Source organism: Oliverpabstia intestinalis, assembly GCF_009696065.1.
Classification (GTDB): Bacteria; Bacillota; Clostridia; order Lachnospirales; family Lachnospiraceae; genus Oliverpabstia; species Oliverpabstia intestinalis.
In genome coordinates this window covers 1-17,899 of the sequence record NZ_VUMS01000013.1, presented here as the reverse complement: position 1 = coordinate 17,899, position 17,899 = coordinate 1, and the positions used below count along the sequence as shown (strand labels likewise).

17 protein-coding genes and 1 pseudogene are annotated in these 17,899 nt (G+C 39.9%); all 18 read right to left on the bottom strand.

All coding sequences use genetic code 11. The annotated features are described in order from the left end of the window. Nucleotide 1 precedes the first annotated feature (1 nt). Nucleotides 2–991, bottom strand: coding sequence for a 50S ribosomal protein L11 methyltransferase (gene prmA / locus FYJ57_RS08165; protein ID WP_154432307.1), 990 nt, complete (start codon nt 989–991; stop codon nt 2–4). Between the two features lie 143 nt (nt 992–1,134). Continuing rightward, the gene (gene dnaJ / locus FYJ57_RS08160; RefSeq protein WP_117525664.1) at nt 1,135–2,295 is read right to left on the bottom strand and encodes a molecular chaperone DnaJ; all 1,161 of its coding nucleotides are present in this window, start codon (nt 2,293–2,295) and stop codon (nt 1,135–1,137) included. Nucleotides 2,296–2,542: 247 nt separating this feature from the next. Next, nucleotides 2,543–4,429, bottom strand: a complete 1,887-nt coding sequence (gene dnaK / locus FYJ57_RS08155; RefSeq protein WP_117525665.1) for a molecular chaperone DnaK — start codon at nt 4,427–4,429, stop codon at nt 2,543–2,545. Between the two features lie 44 nt (nt 4,430–4,473). Continuing rightward, nucleotides 4,474–5,067: a nucleotide exchange factor GrpE gene (gene grpE / locus FYJ57_RS08150; protein ID WP_154432306.1), complete on the bottom strand. Its 594-nt coding sequence runs from the start codon at nt 5,065–5,067 to the stop codon at nt 4,474–4,476. 18 nt (nt 5,068–5,085) lie between these two features. Then, nucleotides 5,086–6,123 (bottom strand): heat-inducible transcriptional repressor HrcA, encoded by a 1,038-nt coding sequence (hrcA, locus tag FYJ57_RS08145; RefSeq protein ID WP_022171288.1) that lies wholly within the window; start codon nt 6,121–6,123, stop codon nt 5,086–5,088. Between the two features lie 344 nt (nt 6,124–6,467). Next, the gene (uvrB, locus tag FYJ57_RS08140; protein ID WP_154432305.1) at nt 6,468–8,456 is read right to left on the bottom strand and encodes an excinuclease ABC subunit UvrB; all 1,989 of its coding nucleotides are present in this window, start codon (nt 8,454–8,456) and stop codon (nt 6,468–6,470) included. A gap of 417 nt (nt 8,457–8,873) precedes the next feature. Further along, nucleotides 8,874–10,046, bottom strand: a complete 1,173-nt coding sequence (locus FYJ57_RS08135) for a tyrosine-type recombinase/integrase (protein ID WP_235904507.1) — start codon at nt 10,044–10,046, stop codon at nt 8,874–8,876. 86 nt (nt 10,047–10,132) lie between these two features. Further along, nucleotides 10,133–11,047: a DUF3991 and TOPRIM domain-containing protein gene (locus tag FYJ57_RS08130; RefSeq protein WP_154432304.1), complete on the bottom strand. Its 915-nt coding sequence runs from the start codon at nt 11,045–11,047 to the stop codon at nt 10,133–10,135. A 112-nt stretch (nt 11,048–11,159) separates the two neighbouring features. Then, nucleotides 11,160–12,602, bottom strand: a complete 1,443-nt coding sequence (locus FYJ57_RS08125) for a hypothetical protein (RefSeq protein WP_154432303.1) — start codon at nt 12,600–12,602, stop codon at nt 11,160–11,162. A gap of 38 nt (nt 12,603–12,640) precedes the next feature. Then, the gene (locus tag FYJ57_RS08120; RefSeq protein ID WP_154432302.1) at nt 12,641–12,799 is read right to left on the bottom strand and encodes a hypothetical protein; all 159 of its coding nucleotides are present in this window, start codon (nt 12,797–12,799) and stop codon (nt 12,641–12,643) included. A gap of 118 nt (nt 12,800–12,917) precedes the next feature. After that, a complete protein-coding gene (locus FYJ57_RS15455) occupies nt 12,918–13,139 on the bottom strand; it encodes a hypothetical protein (RefSeq protein ID WP_328597454.1) in 222 nt (73 codons plus the stop codon). Between the two features lie 140 nt (nt 13,140–13,279). Beyond that, nucleotides 13,280–14,716, bottom strand: a complete 1,437-nt coding sequence (locus tag FYJ57_RS08110; protein ID WP_154432301.1) for an AAA family ATPase — start codon at nt 14,714–14,716, stop codon at nt 13,280–13,282. A gap of 231 nt (nt 14,717–14,947) precedes the next feature. Further along, complete coding sequence (locus FYJ57_RS08105) at nt 14,948–15,271, bottom strand: JAB domain-containing protein (RefSeq protein ID WP_235904504.1); 324 nt, start codon at nt 15,269–15,271, stop codon at nt 14,948–14,950. 1 nt (nt 15,272) lies between these two features. Next, nucleotides 15,273–15,398 (bottom strand): annotated as a pseudogene (locus tag FYJ57_RS16530) (AAA family ATPase); the annotation flags it as partial. Between the two features lie 119 nt (nt 15,399–15,517). Continuing rightward, nucleotides 15,518–15,892 (bottom strand): hypothetical protein, encoded by a 375-nt coding sequence (locus FYJ57_RS08095; protein ID WP_154432300.1) that lies wholly within the window; start codon nt 15,890–15,892, stop codon nt 15,518–15,520. Between the two features lie 177 nt (nt 15,893–16,069). Next, nucleotides 16,070–16,987 carry a TPR end-of-group domain-containing protein gene (locus FYJ57_RS08085; protein ID WP_154432299.1) on the bottom strand — a complete coding sequence of 306 codons (918 nt, stop codon included), beginning with the start codon at nt 16,985–16,987 and terminating at the stop codon, nt 16,070–16,072. Nucleotides 16,988–17,040: 53 nt separating this feature from the next. Next, nucleotides 17,041–17,229 (bottom strand): cysteine-rich KTR domain-containing protein, encoded by a 189-nt coding sequence (locus FYJ57_RS08080; RefSeq protein ID WP_408636465.1) that lies wholly within the window; start codon nt 17,227–17,229, stop codon nt 17,041–17,043. Between the two features lie 9 nt (nt 17,230–17,238). After that, nucleotides 17,239–17,739: a helix-turn-helix domain-containing protein gene (locus FYJ57_RS08075; protein ID WP_154432298.1), complete on the bottom strand. Its 501-nt coding sequence runs from the start codon at nt 17,737–17,739 to the stop codon at nt 17,239–17,241. Nucleotides 17,740–17,899 lie beyond the last annotated feature (160 nt).

Below are 17,899 nucleotides of genomic sequence, written 5' to 3'. Positions count from 1 at the left end.
CTTACGCCTGCTTTCTTGCGGTTACGGATACCCACTCACCCTGATATGTTACTTCCAGAATCTCCAGACCGGCTGCCTTTACGGCATCAACTACGGTCTGCTCTTTGTCATCAATGATACCGGAGGTAATGTATACAGCACCCGGTTTCATCTGGTTGACAATGACCGGGGTCAGCGGCACCAGAACATCTGCCAGAATATTTGCCACTACGATGTCGTAACATTCATAGCCTACTTTATCCTGTACTTCTTTGTCATCGATGATATTTCCGATCATCATATCAAAGCTTTCCGGTGCGATTCCGTTTACTTCTTTATTTTCTTCTACTGCCGGTACTGCGCATGGATCCAGATCAGTTCCGACTGCATGTTTTGCCCCCATTTTCAGTGCAATGATAGAAAGGATACCACTTCCGGTTCCCACATCGAGAAGTTCTGTCTCCGATGTTACATATTTTTTCAGCTGACGGATACACAACTGTGTAGTCTCATGCATACCGGTTCCGAAGGCAGTGCCCGGATCGATATGTATAATCATTTTATCTTTGTCTTCTTCTTTTACTTCTTCCCAGGAAGGGATGATCAGGATATCATCCACATAAAACTGTTTGAAATATTTTTTCCAGTTATTGATCCAGTCAATGTCTTCCGTCTCGTCAACTGTGATACTTCCTTCTCCGATCTGGCAGAACATCCGCAGAGATTCCAGTTCTTCTCTCACCTGGGAAAGAATCTCTTCTTCGGTCTTTTCTTCTCCATTTACCGTAAGGGTTCCGTCTTCTGTCTCTTCCACAAAAAAACTCAGATAAGCGATTCCATCGTCTTCCGGTCCATCCGGCAGAATATCCACAAACATCTGCTCCTTTTCCATTGCAGTCAAAGGTACTTTGTCTTCAATCTGTGCGCCTTCCAGCCCGATATCATATAATGTACTGATGATAATATCTTCTGCATCTGTCACTGTTTTTATTTTAAATTTTTTCCATTTCATAAACTTTCTTACCTTTCTGTACAAGTACACAAGTGCATAGCTATGATAACTATACTAGATTCTGTTCAAAAAAGCAACAAAAGAGATTGTCCGGAAAACATTTCTGTTTTCCGGACAGTCCCTTTTTTCTGTAGCTATGGTCTTTAATCTTCAAACGTTTCTTTCAATTTATCCATAAAACGTTTTTTCTTTTCTTTTTCCGGCGCCGGTTTTCCCTGACATGCCGCATCGAATGCACGAAGCGCATCTTTTGCTTCCTCGGAAAGTTTGGTCGGTACCTGAACAACCAGTGTAACATATTGATCACCGCGAACATTTTTGTTTCTCAGTGACGGTACACCTTTTCCACGCAGACGGATCTTGGTATCGGTCTGTGTTCCCGGTTTTACTTCGTATTCTACTTCACCGTCTACCGTGCTGATGCGGATCTTGCCACCCAGTGCAGCCTGTGCATAAGTGATCGGTGCCGTGGAGAAGATATTCATATCCTGTCTCTGGAAAATCGGATGGCGAGCCACCTGTACTTCTACCAGCAGGTCTCCTCTCGGTCCACCATTAGTTCCGGGTTCTCCTTTTTCACGGATACGGATACTCTGTCCATCATCAATACCAGCCGGAATAGATACCTGAATCTTCTTTCTGCTTGCGGTAAATCCGGTTCCCCGGCAATCCGGGCATTTGTCTTTGATGATCTTACCGGTTCCACCACAGTCCGGACAGGTCTGTACGTTTCGCACCATACCAAACATGGACTGCTGGGTATATGTTACCTGACCGGTTCCATGACATTTGCTGCAGGTCTCCGGAGAAGTGCCCGGTTTTGCACCGGTTCCGTTACACTTGGTACAGGTATCCTTCAGTGTCAGTTCCAGTTCTTTCTCACAGCCGAAAACTGCTTCCTGGAAGGTAATGTGAACCACTGCACGCAGATTTGCTCCGCGCATCGGACCATTGTTCGCTCTGCGGCTTCTTCCGCCACCGAACAGATCCCCGAAAATATCGCCGAAGATATCGCCCATATCTGCGCCGTTAAAGTCGAATCCACCGAAACCGCCACCCTGTCCGGCTCCGCCATTTTCAAATGCTGCATGACCGTACTGGTCATATGTTCTTCTCTTTTCCGGATCACTCAGTACAGTGTACGCCTCTGTCGCCTCTTTAAATTTTGCTTCTGCTTCTTTATCCCCTGGGTTCATATCCGGATGATACTTTTTTGCCAGTTTCCGGTATGCTTTTTTCAAGGTCGCATCATCAGCTCCGCGCTCTACACCCAGAACCTCATAATAATCTCTTTTCTCTGCCATTTTCTTTCACCTTATCGAAACGCCTCGTACCCCTGGGGGATACAACTGCGGAATTATCTACTCATATGATGTCAGGATCAAAAGTTCAGAAATCTTCCTGCAAGCAGGCTTATGTCAGATTTCCGATCCTGAAGCCCGGGCATCATCACATTATGGGGACGGTGACCCTTCCGGTATCCCCGTCCCCTGCATTTACTTACACGACTTGTATAACCATCTGGTAAGTATGATTTATTCTTTATTCGTATTAAACTTCTTTGTAGTCAGCGTCTACTACATCGTCGCCGTATCCTGCTTCACTGGATCCCTGAGAAGCACCGCCTGCTGCTCCACTCATGTCCGGACCTGCACCCTGAGCACCTGCTGCTCCCTGTGCCTGTTCATATACTTTTGCAAACAGTTTCTGTGCGCTTTCCATCAGTTTTTCTTTTGCAGCTTTGATCTCTGCAACCTGCTCATCTGTCATGTTATCTACAGGAGCTTTTGCGATCAGATCTTTCAGAGCTGCCAGATCAGCTTCTACTGCTGTCTTATCGTTGGCATCCAGTTTGTCGCCTACCTCTTCGATAGCTTTCTCTGTCTGGAATACCATAGCGTCTGCATCGTTTCTTGTATCGATGGCTTCTTTTCTCTTCTTATCCTGTGCTTCGTACTCAGCAGCTTCTTTTACTGCTTTGTCGATATCGGAATCAGACATATTGGAACCGGCTGTAATGGTAATATGCTGTTCTTTTCCTGTTCCCAGGTCTTTTGCAGATACATTTACAATACCGTTGGCATCAATATCAAAAGTTACTTCGATCTGCGGAACACCTCTTCTTGCTGGCGGGATTCCATCCAGACGGAACTGACCAAGAGATTTGTTGTCTTTCGCGAACTGTCTCTCACCCTGTACTACGTTGATATCTACTGCTGTCTGGTTATCTGCTGCTGTAGAGAAGATCTGGCTCTTCTTGGTCGGGATTGTTGTATTTCTCTCGATCAGTCTGGTTGCGATACCACCCATTGTCTCGATAGACAGTGACAGTGGAGTTACATCCAGAAGCAGGATATCGCCGGCACCGGCATCGCCTGCCAGTTTACCACCCTGTACGGAAGCTCCCAGAGCTACGCACTCATCCGGGTTCAGGCTCTTGCTTGGTTCATGTCCTGTCAGCTGTTTTACTTTATCTTGTACAGCCGGGATACGTGTAGAACCACCAACCAGAAGGACTTTGCTCAGTTCAGAAGCTGTCAGTCCTGCATCAGACAGTGCTCTTCTTACAGGTTCTGCTGTCAGTTCTACCAGATCATGTGTCAGTTCATCAAATTTTGCTTTTGTCAGGTTCATATCGAAATGTTTCGGACCTTCTGCTGTAGCTGTGATGAATGGCAGGTTGATGTTGGTTGTTGTAGAAGAAGAAAGTTCTTTTTTCGCTTTCTCTGCTGCTTCTTTGATTCTCTGCAGAGCCATCTTATCCTGAGACAGGTCTACGCCTTCGGTTCTCTTGAACTCTGCCAGCATGTAATCTGCTACTTTCTGGTCGAAGTCATCACCACCCAGACGGTTGTTACCTGCGGTAGACAGAACTTCGATAACACCATCACCAATCTCGATGATAGATACATCAAATGTACCACCACCTAAGTCGTATACCATGATCTTCTGTTCCTGTTCGTTGTCCAGACCATAGGCAAGAGCTGCTGCTGTAGGCTCGTTGATGATACGTTTTACATCCAGACCTGCAATCTTACCTGCATCTTTGGTTGCCTGACGCTGTGCATCGTTAAAGTAAGCCGGAACAGTGATAACTGCTTCTGTTACTTTTTCACCCAGGTAGTTTTCTGCATCAGATTTCATCTTCTGCAGAATCATAGCAGAAATCTCCTGTGGAGAATATTTTTTGTCATCGATGGTTACTTTGTAGTCAGTACCCATATGTCTTTTAATAGAAGAAACTGTTTTATCTGCGTTGGTTACTGCCTGACGTTTTGCAGGTTCACCTACCAGTCTTTCTCCTGTTTTTGTAAATGCTACTACAGATGGTGTTGTTCTTGCTCCTTCTGCATTTGTGATAACGGTTGGTTTACCACCTTCCATAACAGCTACGCAACTATTTGTTGTTCCTAAGTCAATACCAATGATTTTTCCCATGACTATTTCCTCCTCATGAATTATAATCTATATTCTGATAATTGTTAATTGGCTACTTTTACCATACTGTGGCGGATTACACTGTCTTTATACATGTAACCCTTCTGGAACTCTTCTACTATGATGTTCTCTCCGACTGTTTCATCTTCCACATGCATCACTGCATTATGGAAATCAGGATTGAATTCATTTCCTACAGCTTCAATGGCTTTTACTCCCATGCCATCCAGTGCGCTAAGGAACTGCTTGTAGATTTTTTCCATTCCCTGTACGAAAGGATCTTCTTTGTCTTCTGCGACATCCAGACCTCTTTCAAAATTATCTACTACCGGAAGGATCTTTTCGATCACATCTTTTGCTCCCACAGCATACATACCTGCTTTTTCTTTTTCGGTACGTTTTCTGAAATTTTCAAACTCGGCCATCTGGCGTTTTACCCGATCAGTCAGTTCTTCAATTTTTTCATCTTTTTTATCTTTTTTCTTTTTTCCAAAAAGTTTCTTTTCTTTGGCTTCTTCCACTTCTTCGCTTCCTGCCTGAGTTTCAGGAGTTGCTTCGGTGACTTCGCTTTCGGCTGCTTCGGTTTCTTTTACTTTCTCAGCTGTCTCCTCAGCAGTTGTTTTATTTTCTTCTGCCATCTCTCACATTCCACCTTTCTACGGCTTTTTGAATATGTTGTCCAACTGGACTTTCAATGTTTTCAGATTATCTACTACATTTTCATAATCCATTCTCTTCGGTCCGATAATTCCTATCGTTCCTTTCATTCCCTCTCCCAGATCATACGATGCGGTTACTACACTACAATCTTTCATGGTCTGTATCGGGCTTTCATTTCCTATATATACCTGAATCCCTGTATTCTCTCCGGAATCAGAAACGGTATCCTTGATCATCTCAACCAGTTCCTGTTTATCCTCAAATGCGGATATCAGTTCACTGGCCTTACTGCTGTCTGCCAGTTCCGGATATTTGAAAATGTTGGTCGCTCCGCTTGTATACACCGGAACTTCCTCATCGTCCACTGCAATGGCATCTGCCACCGCGTCTAATACGGTACTCACCACACCACTGTGGACACCTGCCTGTTCTTTCAGCTTCGTGATCATGCCAAGACTGATCTCTTCGATCGTCAGACCATTCAGCTGTGTATTCAATAACAGGTTCAGTTTCAGGATCTGTTCATCATCGATCGTCTCATCCAGATTTACGATCTGGTTCTTTACCAGGTTGCCTTCCACAACGATCACTGCCAGAAGCTGTTCTTCGTTCAGCTTGGATAACTGAATGAATTTTACTTTGTTGTGATGATAGGTAGGACCGGTAATGAGTGTCGCATAATTCGTATTGGATGCGAGCACCTTGACCACCTGTTTGAGCACCCGTTCCATCCGATCTGTTTTCTCGATCATCATTTCCTTCATCTCGGAAACTTCCTGATCCTTTTCTTTCATCAGTTCATCGACATATAATCGATAACCGAGATCCGATGGAATCCTGCCCGCTGAGGTGTGAGGCTGTACAATGTATCCCAGATCTTCCAGATCCGACATCTCATTTCGAATGGTGGCAGAACTCAGATTCAAATCTGTGTACTTGGAAATGGTTCTCGAACCAACCGGCTCACCAGTTTCCAGATAGGTCTGGATAATCGCTTTTAAAATCTTGCGTTTTCTTTCATCCAAATCCTGCATCTTCTCTGCCTCCTTCTTTGTCTTTTTTGTTGTGTTAGCACTCATTTAAGTGGAGTGCTAACATCTATGGTTTAAAGATAGCACTGCCTCTTTTATTTGTCAATGGGTATTTTGAAATTTTTTGTTTTTTTCTTCGTCTTGGATTTCTAATCACCTTTAGTAAGGCATTTTGACTTGTATGTCTCTGGATTTTGGCAAAAAACATGCAAAAGCACCTCGCGGAATGCTACCCTGTACATAAAAAGAAAGAATCTTCTGCTGTAAATATCCGCTCACACATTTCGGGAACATTTTTTCAGAAAATTCTTTCTTTATATAATATACTGATTTTTTGAGTCGTATTCCTACCTGTCCAGTTCTTCCAGATTCTTCTTCAGTTCGATCATCTGGTCGCGCAGCTCGGCGGCCATCTCGAAGTTCAGGTCGGCTGCTGCCGCTTTCATCTGTTTCTGTATTTTTCCGATCAGTTCTTCGAGTTCCTCTCGGCTCATGGATTCCATATCTTTTTCCAGTTTCTTCTGCGTTTTCGCCACCTCTTTGGATATGCTGATCAGATCTCTGACTGCCTTTTTGATCGTCTTCGGTGTAATTCCGTGTTCCTTATTATATGTTTCCTGCAATTCTCTTCTTCGAAGTGTCTCATCGATGGCGCGGCGCATGGAATCTGTGATCACATCTGCATACATGATGACATGTCCCTCCGCATTTCTTGCTGCACGGCCGATTGTCTGGATCAGAGAAGTTTCCGATCGCAGGAATCCTTCCTTGTCCGCATCCAGGATCGCCACCAGTGAGATCTCCGGGATATCCAGACCCTCTCGAAGCAGGTTGATACCCACCAGCACATCAAATACATCCAGACGCATATCGCGGATGATTTCCGATCGTTCCAGCGTATCGATATCGGAATGCAGGTATTTGACACGGATACCCAGATCTTTCATATAATCGGTCAGTTCCTCTGCCATTCGTTTTGTAAGCGTTGTCACCAGAATCTTATTATGTTTTTCCACTTCTTTGTTGACTTCTCCTACCAGATCGTCAATCTGTCCCTCCACCGGACGCACTTCCACGTAAGGATCCAGAAGTCCGGTCGGTCGGATAATCTGCTCTGCACGAAGAAGTTCATGATCCTTTTCATATTGTCCCGGCGTTGCCGACACGAAAAGCACCTGATCGATCCGTTCTTCAAATTCCTCAAAATTCAGCGGTCGGTTATCTTTTGCTGACGGAAGACGGAATCCATAGTCCACCAGCGTCGATTTTCTTGACTGGTCACCAAAATACATACCGCGCACCTGTGGTACCGTAATATGTGACTCATCAATCATGATCAGATAGTCATCCCCGAAGTAATCCATCAGTGTATACGGCGGCTCTCCCGGTTTCAGTCCTGCCAGATGCCGGGAATAGTTCTCGATACCGGAACAAAAACCTGTCTCTTTCATCATTTCCAGATCAAAATTGGTCCGTTCGCTGATTCTCTGTGCCTCGAGAAGTTTGTCTTCGCTTTTAAAATACGCCACCTGTTCTTCCATTTCTTTTTCAATGGCCTTGGAGGCCTCCAGGATACGTTCCATCGGCACAACATAATGAGACGCCGGATATAAGGCGATATGATTCAGTTCTCTCCGGATCTCCCCGGTCAGCACATCCACTTCCGTGATCCGGTCAATCTCATCTCCGAAGAATTCCACCCGGATCGCCACATCCGATTCATACGCCGGAATAATCTCCACCACATCCCCTCGCACCCGGAAGGTTCCACGGTGAAAATCCATATCGTTTCGGTCATACTGCATGTCAATCAGACTCCGCAACACCTCATCCCGATCCTTCTCCATCCCCGGTCGCAGTGAGATCATCATGTTCTGATAGTCCTTCGGACTGCCGATTCCATAGATACAGGATACACTTGACACGATGATAACATCTTTCCGTTCAGAAAGTGCCGCGGTAGCTGAAAGCCGGAGTCTATCAATTTCCTCGTTAATGGCGGAGTCCTTGGCAATGTAAGTATCCGTGGAGGGGACATAGGCTTCGGGCTGGTAGTAGTCGTAGTAGGACACAAAATATTCTACTGCGTTCTCGGGGAACATCTCCTTGAACTCTCCGTATAACTGAGCTGCTAACGTCTTATTATGAGCGATGACAAGTGTCGGCTTCTGTAATTGCTGAATCACATTTGCCATCGTAAAAGTTTTTCCAGAACCCGTAACCCCTAGTAAAGTCTGGCATTGATTGCCTTCCTTGAACCCTTTCACAAGCTCTGCAATCGCCTGTGGCTGGTCTCCGGTTGGCTCATATGGGGCTTTCAATTTGAACTCATTCATGGTAAATCCCTCCATTTGTGACTTTTACTATGATCATTATCAGCCAAGAATTCGTATCCAGATTCGTAACGAAAAGCTTATTTTATGGTGAATAGATGTCCTTTTCACCTCGTTACGAATAAAAGTCACAAAACTGATTTTTGCGGATAAAACAGCACTCGGAAATACCTGATGATACCAGGCTCCGGTTCTGTCATATTTTTACTGTTTGTTCTTGTAACAGTCCCTATTATATCAAACATTTTTTTGAAAGTATATAGATGAAAGCAAGAAAAAAGTACAAATGTTCGATTCTCATTTGTACTTTTCTATCTTACTACTATTCTATTTTTTATCATGCTGCGTTGAAATATTCCTCCAGAATTAAGTCTATTTCAATCACTTCTGAATAATCATAATACTGATCTTTCCGCTCTTTTAGAATAACTTCTTCAATAAATGCGAAATACCTTTTGAATTAAAACTATTCTTCAGCAAAATAGTTGCATAGGTATTTCTCAACTGGTGAAAATGAATATCAGGCAAATCCAAGAATTTCAACAAGTCTTTATAGTATTTCTGATGAAAACCTTTACTCCTTGGATTCCCATATGTAGAACAACAAATATAATTCCAGTCCCGGAACTCTTTTGGTCTGCGTCTGCGGTTCTTCTCATAAGTTTTCCGTTCTTCCAGAATTGCTTCAAATACATAATCCGGTATTGGAAGTTCACGCACACCAGCAGGTGTTTTTGTTTTAATTTCCTGCTTTGTCAGCATCTTAGGTACACAGTCTTCTGCTTTACTGTTTGGCTTCTTTCCCAACTGACGCTCTACTCTCAACGTCCTGTGAATGTAATCGACATCACTGTATTTCAAACCGTTGATTTCACTTCTTCTGAGCCCCATCAATACAGCAAATAAAATCTGCATATGAATCGGTGTTTCTTTACTTGCCTCAATCAACTGTAGCACCTGCGGAAGTGTCAATGTTTTCTTTTCTTCGATTTTCAGAACACGATACTCTGTCTTTTTTATTTTCTTCGGTAAATTGATTCCTTTCGCAGGATTAGTTGCCAATACATTTTTGTTAAATGCATACTCCAATGATGTTTTCATGATCGTCCTGACATTTTTCGCAACTGATTCGTACTTTTCTGCAACTGTATTATATAATTTTCTGATATAACCCTGATTCAGTGTAGACATATACATTTTTCCAAGCTGTGGAACGATATAATTCCTAATGGCACTTTTGTAAGTTGTATATGTGTCGTCTGTTATTCGGGGACGCATAATATCTTCCAACCAGAAGATCATAAACTCCTCTACCCGGATTTTTCCATACACAATATAGGTTCCGGTATGTAGCTGTCCGATTACTTCATCACGAAATGCATTAGCTTCTCTTTTGGTTGTGAATCCCGCATGTTGCTGTGTCTTTGTACTTTCGTCTGCAAACGTCAGCAACACACGAAATCCATATCCATTTTTGATTGTTGTCACCGAATAGACCTTATATTCTACATCTTCACTGTCCACATCGTCTTCCATCGTCAAAATCAGCTCTTTCTTATATACGACATTCAGCTCATATCTTGCAATTTTCATATCTTTTTTCACCTTCTATCTCTCATATTTTTCATGACCAGACATACTCTTTTTTGTGTTTTTTTCTCGCTTTGTAATTGCCAGATTTAGCTTGATGCAGAGTTATTGTTGTAATCTTTTCCTTGTTTTGGTGGTACATCTTTTACCTGATATTGCTTTGGAAGTACTGTAGAAATTGCTTTTGTGGCAAGTCTTCCAATACGGTCATTATCCAAATGAAATACGATTGTCTTCACCTCTGGATGCATTTTTAGTGCTTTTGCCAACGCTGCAGGAACTTTACTTTTTTCAATTTCTTTTGCTGGCTGATAGACACCTGCCAGTGACAATAAATGTTCTCTTCTCCACTCCTTCCCGTCCAATTTCTGCAATGTTGCATAAGATAACAGATCAATGGCTGACTCAAACAGATGCATCATATCATTTGGTTTCTCTGTAAAAATGGAAAAAGAATAGTTCTTATCACTTCCATTTGCTTCTCCGATAAAACTGGTTCCGGTTCCCCTAATGGCTGCATATTTCGGATTATCTTTCTCATCCATCCCTACAAACACCGCGTTGTGATGAAATGCGCTTTCATAAACTCTTCCAGACTCTAAACAAAACTGAATGATTTCCTTATCAATCCCACGGCCTGAAAGATACGCAATCACTTTCTGATCATCTTGATTTTTCTTTGGCAACAGTAACTGTTTCTCCATCGGAACATTCTCAGATACAAAAAGAGGCGGCTGAATATTTGCCTGTTCTGCAAGCAATTCAACCGCCTCTAAAAAACTGTATCCTCTTACTTTGATCAGATAATCCAGTGCTGATCTGCCACCGGTTCTCTGACTCCACCACATCCATTTCCCATTTGATATTTTCAAACTATCGTGTGTTCTGGTAGTGTAGGTGTTGCCAGAAAAGTGAACTAATTCGTATGTTTCATAATTTTTCAAGTACGTAAGCAAATCCATCCGCTTGACCTCCCGCACGACCGATGGTGGTATATATGGCATAATTTTCATCTCCTTTCTTGCCTTAGATTGATATTATTGGGGATAATATCCGAGCATGAAAATAGCCAGGTGATTCCTTGAGTTGGAACCATCTGGCTATGTAAATTTACTTTTACTTTTTTACTATCTCCTCAATCAAAACATCTATTCTATGCCTTGACATATTATCACAATCTTCTTTTATTTTTTCACAATACTGCAAGAATTTTTCAGCATCTGAATGATACAAAACATACATAATATTATAACACGTATGATATCTATCCTCATCCACATTGTCTACTGGAAAAGAAATTTTATTATACAAATTGTCTATCTCTGATATGATAATATCATGATAATAACTACTATCAAAATTATTTCTAAGTTTATATGAATACTCATAAGCCTTTTTCCCATGAGTTGTTTTTTTCAAATATCCCACATATGTCTCTATTAAAAATTTCATCATTTCTTTATTTTCTTCTTGATATATTCTTTTTGTCTTTTCCGATGACATGTGAAACAAATCATATGAATACGATAGCATTTCCTCTTTCCCATCTAAAACAGTTTTTTCCAGCATTTCTTCTAAAATATTTCTATATTCTGATAAAACACTTTCATTATTTTCCTCTAAAACATCACTCCAAACAACATACGCATCTGCAAATTCATTTAATTCTGCTAAACTCTTTGCTTCAAGCATTTTCTCTCTTAAAATAGGTAATACACTCCTTATTTCCTCATCTGACTTATAATAGTTAGGCTTATCTCCTGAATTAAGAAATAACTTGTATTCAGCCTCCAATTGTTCTTCATTTAGTACCCCTTCCTCATAATATTTCAGTATCATTTCTACCAAATTTGTACTACACTTTATTCCATAAAGATATCTGCCAATTCTATGCTGAAGCATATTTCCAATCGTATTTGTCATTTTTTCTACAGAATCAATATTATCAGAATCAATTTCTTTATAGTACAAGTTTTCTATACTCTCCACAACAACAGCAAAGCATATTAACCTTAATTCTTCTTTAAATTGCTCACTCATGTCACTATTACAAAACAATTTTACATCTTCAAAAAAACGTTGCGCCTTTTCGAGCGTCCGTAAATTTTTGACTTTATGGATTTCCAAGAATTTTTCAACAAAGTCTGCATGGATATTCATTTTACTCCATGTCACTTTCTCTGCACGTTCTGTAATATGATATATTCTTTCAATGACCTTTTCATTATACTTTTCAAATACAACTTTTTTGTCCGATTGTATTTCATCTGTATTCGCAATCACAATAACTTTTACATAATTACATTGCTTGAGTTCTTCTATAATTCCAAATATATCTTCCAAATTTATGTCATCACTCATTCTTTCCAAGTCATCTATTACAATAATATGAACAGAAGTAAACTCTTTTGACAATAATAAAAACAATTCTCTTTCATTGGCAATGCTTTGTACTACTTCCTTTGCCTGACCAACTTTATCCCAAATTTTCGATAGACCATCTAAAACATTATTAGCAATTTCACCTATTTTCCCACCAATATTATTCTTTAAAGCCAATTGAAATAACGCTTCATGATATATTTGTTTTGGGTCTTTTAAACCAACATTGATATTTTACAAACATTGGGATTTGCTTCTAATGCCTCATTTACCGCATAAGATTTTCCAATTCCCCATGTTCCATCAAATAAAATTGCTCTATACGGTAGATGATCTATGTCACTGATTATATTTTTTATATTATCTGCTTTCATACTGTATCTTTCCATCCCTATTTTTCATCTAACAACTTATTTTCCATCATCATTCCGAATATCATCAATAATCCGACCAATATTACATGTAATCTGTCCCTTACACTGATGAATATCCTCATTGAAGTTCATCATAATCAAGTACTTTTTCTTCAAAAATATCTCCATCAAATACAACAATCATCTTATCCCGTTCTTTATCAAACGCTATTTCCGGATTTTCTTTCTGATTTTCTGCAAATTCAATCAAACGTCTTGGAAATGAAATGTCCCTGTCTCCCTCTGTTTTTTCAAGTAACCGGATATCGATCAATGGATGAATATTTAACTCTTTTCGGATATCAATTAACTTTTTGAAATACCATGTTTCAGTATTTGCACCCTCACATATGAAAAAGTACTTACGATAAGGCTCAATCTATTCTTCTTCATCTGTAGTTCTGCTATTCCAATTCGTATAACTTCTTACTGGAGCCAAGGCTACTCCTCCTCTCTCGATGCAGAAATTCTTTCTGCATTGTCGCGGCAGTCGTCAGGTGTCTGTGCAAGCACATCCGTCTGACTCGTTGCTCGCGCAAAATCGAATGTTGAAAATACCGGTATCGCACCATATCTTCCTTCCAGATATGCCTTGCTCAACACCTTATCATACCTCTCCTTGAAACGATCTAAGGAATAAATAGAGCTTGCATTTTCTGCGTTACGTTCTACAAACCAGATTTCATCCCTTCTAAAAATAGCCTGATCCATAATAGATGATTCATGTGTAGTGAACAATAGCTGCATACGCTGCTCATCATGTAGCTGCATAAACAATTGCAAAAATCGTTCTGTCAATTTCGGATGTAAGCTTCTCTCCAATTCATCCACAACATAAAGAACATCTTCTCGTTTATTCAACAGCATATCCATCAAATCGAATAATCTTCTTGTTCCATCAGACTCTTCATCAAAACCGAACTCATAAAATGACTTATTATGATGCAACCGGATTGTTGTGACCTTCGGTTCAGAATGTCCTTCAACTTCGATATTAAAGAAAGTTTCCTTCGACCTCATCGTCATTCTGAATGATGGTTCTTCCTGCTCTTCCATTCTATTTTTTACATGCTGCATCATCTTATCAAATACTGATTTCGGCAATGCATTTGATAACTCATCCAATGTAATTTCTTCAATTTTCACCTGACTGATACCCGTATCAAATGTTTTGATCAATTTGTTAATCAGCTTCAACGAATTATCATCATAATAATATTCCAAATCAATCAATGGCGTATCCGGTGTGATAATCGAAATATGATTCTGAATCCAATCATATACATCCCGGAAAAACAATAATTTAGATCGTGTGCTATATTTTTTCCCACGATTCATTTCCGTCAGGAACAAAGATGTTTCATTTCCTTCAAAATCATCTGCATAGGTTTCAAATTTATTTTTTTCTGTATTTGCCAGCGTAATGCCATCATTTAACACCGGACGTTTGCTTCCTTCTCGTTCAAAGAGACATTTTGCTGAACCATTCTGATATAATTCATATAACCATTCTCCGGTTACTTTTCGTCTGCTTAAAACTGCAGAAAAACCATAGGCATAAAATTTGTCACCTACAGTAATCTGAATTTCAAAACTACTTTCTCGTTCCTTATTCTCCTGCCGATTCTTACAAAACATCTGTGTAGCTTCTATCGGAATACCATTGCAGACACTATCTTTAAAAAATTTAAAGAACAATGCCAGATTGGTCTTTCCAGATGCATTTGCTCCATAAACTACTGCATATTTTAATAACTGGGTACTTTTTATCTTTAACCTGTGATTTGCATTTGTTCGTATTTTATTTGAGGAAATCATTGTCAGCTCTGCTGCTTTATCAAAAGATTTAAAATTTTCAACACTTACTTTTACTAACATTCTTATACACCTCCACCTTTATTATATGTTTTACTCTTCTCTCAGTCAATGTAAATTTCTTATTTAGAGATTTTTTCGTTATATATTGTTTCTTTTTCTATTTTTAACAATTTTATTTTGAGTTATGCATATAATATCAATGTATAAGTCAGCTTTTTGTAGCGACACTATTTTACTGATGCCGCTACATGAAATATTACAATAAATAAAAACTTCTAATTCTTTTTTCTTCTATCTCTCCCAATCCATCCTTCCTGTCACATTCAACATCTTTTCTTCTCGGAAGCTGAGCATCTTTCCATTAGTTCCACCGACAATGATATGATCCAGCAATTCTATTCCCAGTAGCTGTCCGCACTTTTGCAGCTCTCTCGTAACAATCATATCCTCTTTTGACGGTTTCACATTGCCACTGGGATGATTATGAAGTCCAATGATTGCAGAAGCATTTGCCAGAATACTGCTCTTAAAAACTTCTCTGGGAATTACCAAAGATGCATTGATTGTTCCAACACTGACCAGATTCATATTGATTACCTGTCCATTATTTTTCATATTCAGGATCGACCAATAATACTTTTCGCCCCTGATGTGCAAGACCAATTCCCAGATTTAATGTCGTTGTGGTCTTGGCTGTCCCTCCCTTCTGATTTGCAAGGGCGATTACTTTACACTTGGTCATGTGGTTTCCTCCTTCCTCGAAAAATATAATAGCCAATTCTTTTTACAGAACTGGCTATGTATAAAAATGGGCATGAAAAAAGCCGACTGACTCATATTGAACCAATCGGCTATGTATTCTCAATTCGATAGCATTTGAGTTATATTAACATTTTTCTTTTTCAACCTACCATTTACGCCTTCTATAATTAATTTTGTATTATAAACCGCCAAAAATAATTGCTTACATTCTTTTTGACTAACATTCTTTTTACTCATTCCATGTAATAAAAAATTTCTGTTTAATACCTTTGTATCTAATTGAAAATCTTTGCCATTTTCAAACAATTTCGTTAAATATGCTATAAGATTATTCATTTGAAGTAAGAAAAAACTTTGTTGTAAAAGATCTTCCTTTAATCCACTTTCTTTTATTTTTTCAAAAAATCTACTATCGCCTTTTCTCCTACTTCCCTTTTTAACTGGCTGACGTTTATATATCATTCCATCTATCATAGAACACAATATCATCGCACAAGCATGTTGATGGCAGCGTGGTCGAAGATGCAAGATAGCAGGCTGCCGCCGCGATAAAAGATCGTTACCAGCAGAAAGTTGACTGCGACTGCAGAACGCAGTAAATCACGATCCACACAAGTGCAAAAGTCAGTTCATTTTTCTCATATGACTTTTTCATAGTATGTTTCTCCATAATTCTTTTAATGTGTACATCTCTGTCGGAAACTGATGGCGAATGTTTTCCTGTACCGAAAATTCTACATCTATTCCTGCTTGCTTTGTCACAGTATATAGTCGCTTTGCCATGGGCATACAATCTTCATCATCTGATCCACAAAAGATTCGTATTTTTATATTCTTTTCCCTTAGTGTTTGAACCAAATCATGTCCATATTCTTGTAGAACTGGAATCCACGGACTCTGCAAAATCAACATATCGCAAACGGCTGGTGAAAAGCAAACGGAACGCAACAGCATATCACATCCTGCCGAAAATCCTCCACATACAATTTTTTGATAATCTATATTTTGTAGTTTTTCGATTGCATTTGCTACCGGAGTATAGGAAAACATATCATAACTCCAGCGATATGTTCCGTACCCATCCGGTTCGGCACTTTGTATGGTTTCCATCTGCCACAGCTTATCATCTTCCATGATCGGCAGCCAATCCTTACGTGCGATTTCACTGTTTTGTGTATTTCCATGAACAGCCAAAAACAGATTATCAGCACATTTTTGTTTCCATGAGAACAATGACTTTGTTTTAGCAACAGCAGCTGTATACCGGTCATCAGAAATTGATTTTAGTGAAATGAACTCAGAATTATTTTCCAATAGTTCCAGATCATCATCTTCCAATATCTCTGTGCGATACCACCAGCCCTTATCCATAATCGCGTATTTCAGCCACTTTAATGCTTTTTCAGGCATACCTGCCCCGCCTGCCAGACAGGACAGGAAATACAGTGTTTGCGGTCCATAGTTTTCAGGATCCTTTTTATAGGCATCCAATAAAAATAAATATGCATTATCATATCCGCTCTCCGCAATGTCTAATGTTTTCTCTAAAATATCATTTTCTTTTTTCAATTCTGTTCCCTCTTTTCAAAAAGACGCAGAACGAACTCGATCTAACATCAAGTTCAGCTCTGTGTCTTAGCGTCTGACTGTTTCAAAAGTGTTATATGAAATTGTCGTAAATCAATGAGTGTTTCCTGCTTGCACTTTGGACAGAAAAGAAGATAATTCCGAAGAACAGTATCTCCTCGCAGCCACACACGGGTTTTCCCGTGACAATATGGGCATAGCAGCCATTGCCCTTGCTTTTCCATAATCATCACCTACTCATTCGATGGGGAAGAGATGAGCGTAATCTGTCGTGTTTTGCTGCCTTCCACTGCCTCTTTTTTCATGTACTTGACCGCAATCTGATTGATTTCCGTAAGAAAACCTGAAAACTCCTCGTCAGTCAGTAGCAGCGTGCAGTTTGTAAATAGTAACATATCCTTCTTGGAATCAGCCTTTCCACTGGAAAAATACTTCGCAAATGTTGCACAGATACTGAGCAGTGACATTTGTACCGCATTTCCGGTTTCATCTTCTGTCTCCATAGCATCCTTATTTAATTGATAAACGCTTTCAACAGTACCGCGAATTCGATTTTCACCCACAACCATAAGAATTGTACTATCTGTAAGAATCTTTATGTGCCGATACAGGCTTGCACTGGGAACATCGGACAGCGCTTTTCTGATTCCCTTGACCGTGCCGGTTTTATGAAGCAAAAAATATTGAAAAATTCTTTGTCGGACAGGGTTCATCACAATTTCAGCCATTTCCATCCTTTTATCTTCACTCCTTAAATTATTCTTTAATTAGTCGTTTGCGAAACGCCACAAGCCGCATAAATACGGCATTTTTTAACTGCAAAAAACAAATAACCCCTCACCGGATATGGTATAATAGAGTTGACGAGAAACTATAAACCATACATCCAAGAAA

Bases quoted from the DNA above. Each gene is read 5' to 3' on its own strand.
- FYJ57_RS08135 (WP_235904507.1), bottom strand. From the start codon at position 10,046: ATGAAAATTGCAAGATATGAGCTGAATGTCGTATATAAGAAAGAGCTG.
- hrcA (WP_022171288.1), bottom strand. From the start codon at position 6,123: ATGCAGGATTTGGATGAAAGAAAACGCAAGATTTTAAAAGCGATTATC.
- uvrB (WP_154432305.1), bottom strand. From the start codon at position 8,456: ATGAATGAGTTCAAATTGAAAGCCCCATATGAGCCAACCGGAGACCAG.
- FYJ57_RS08110 (WP_154432301.1), bottom strand. From the start codon at position 14,716: ATGTTAGTAAAAGTAAGTGTTGAAAATTTTAAATCTTTTGATAAAGCA.
- FYJ57_RS08120 (WP_154432302.1), bottom strand. From the start codon at position 12,799: ATGAAAGCAGATAATATAAAAAATATAATCAGTGACATAGATCATCTA.
- prmA (WP_154432307.1), bottom strand. From the start codon at position 991: ATGAAATGGAAAAAATTTAAAATAAAAACAGTGACAGATGCAGAAGAT.
- grpE (WP_154432306.1), bottom strand. From the start codon at position 5,067: ATGGCAGAAGAAAATAAAACAACTGCTGAGGAGACAGCTGAGAAAGTA.
- dnaJ (WP_117525664.1), bottom strand. From the start codon at position 2,295: ATGGCAGAGAAAAGAGATTATTATGAGGTTCTGGGTGTAGAGCGCGGA.
- dnaK (WP_117525665.1), bottom strand. From the start codon at position 4,429: ATGGGAAAAATCATTGGTATTGACTTAGGAACAACAAATAGTTGCGTA.
- FYJ57_RS08095 (WP_154432300.1), bottom strand. From the start codon at position 15,892: ATGATAGATGGAATGATATATAAACGTCAGCCAGTTAAAAAGGGAAGT.
- FYJ57_RS08105 (WP_235904504.1), bottom strand. From the start codon at position 15,271: ATGAAAAATAATGGACAGGTAATCAATATGAATCTGGTCAGTGTTGGA.
- FYJ57_RS08130 (WP_154432304.1), bottom strand. From the start codon at position 11,047: ATGCCATATATACCACCATCGGTCGTGCGGGAGGTCAAGCGGATGGAT.
- FYJ57_RS08080 (WP_408636465.1), bottom strand. From the start codon at position 17,229: ATGGAAAAGCAAGGGCAATGGCTGCTATGCCCATATTGTCACGGGAAA.
- FYJ57_RS08075 (WP_154432298.1), bottom strand. From the start codon at position 17,739: ATGGAAATGGCTGAAATTGTGATGAACCCTGTCCGACAAAGAATTTTT.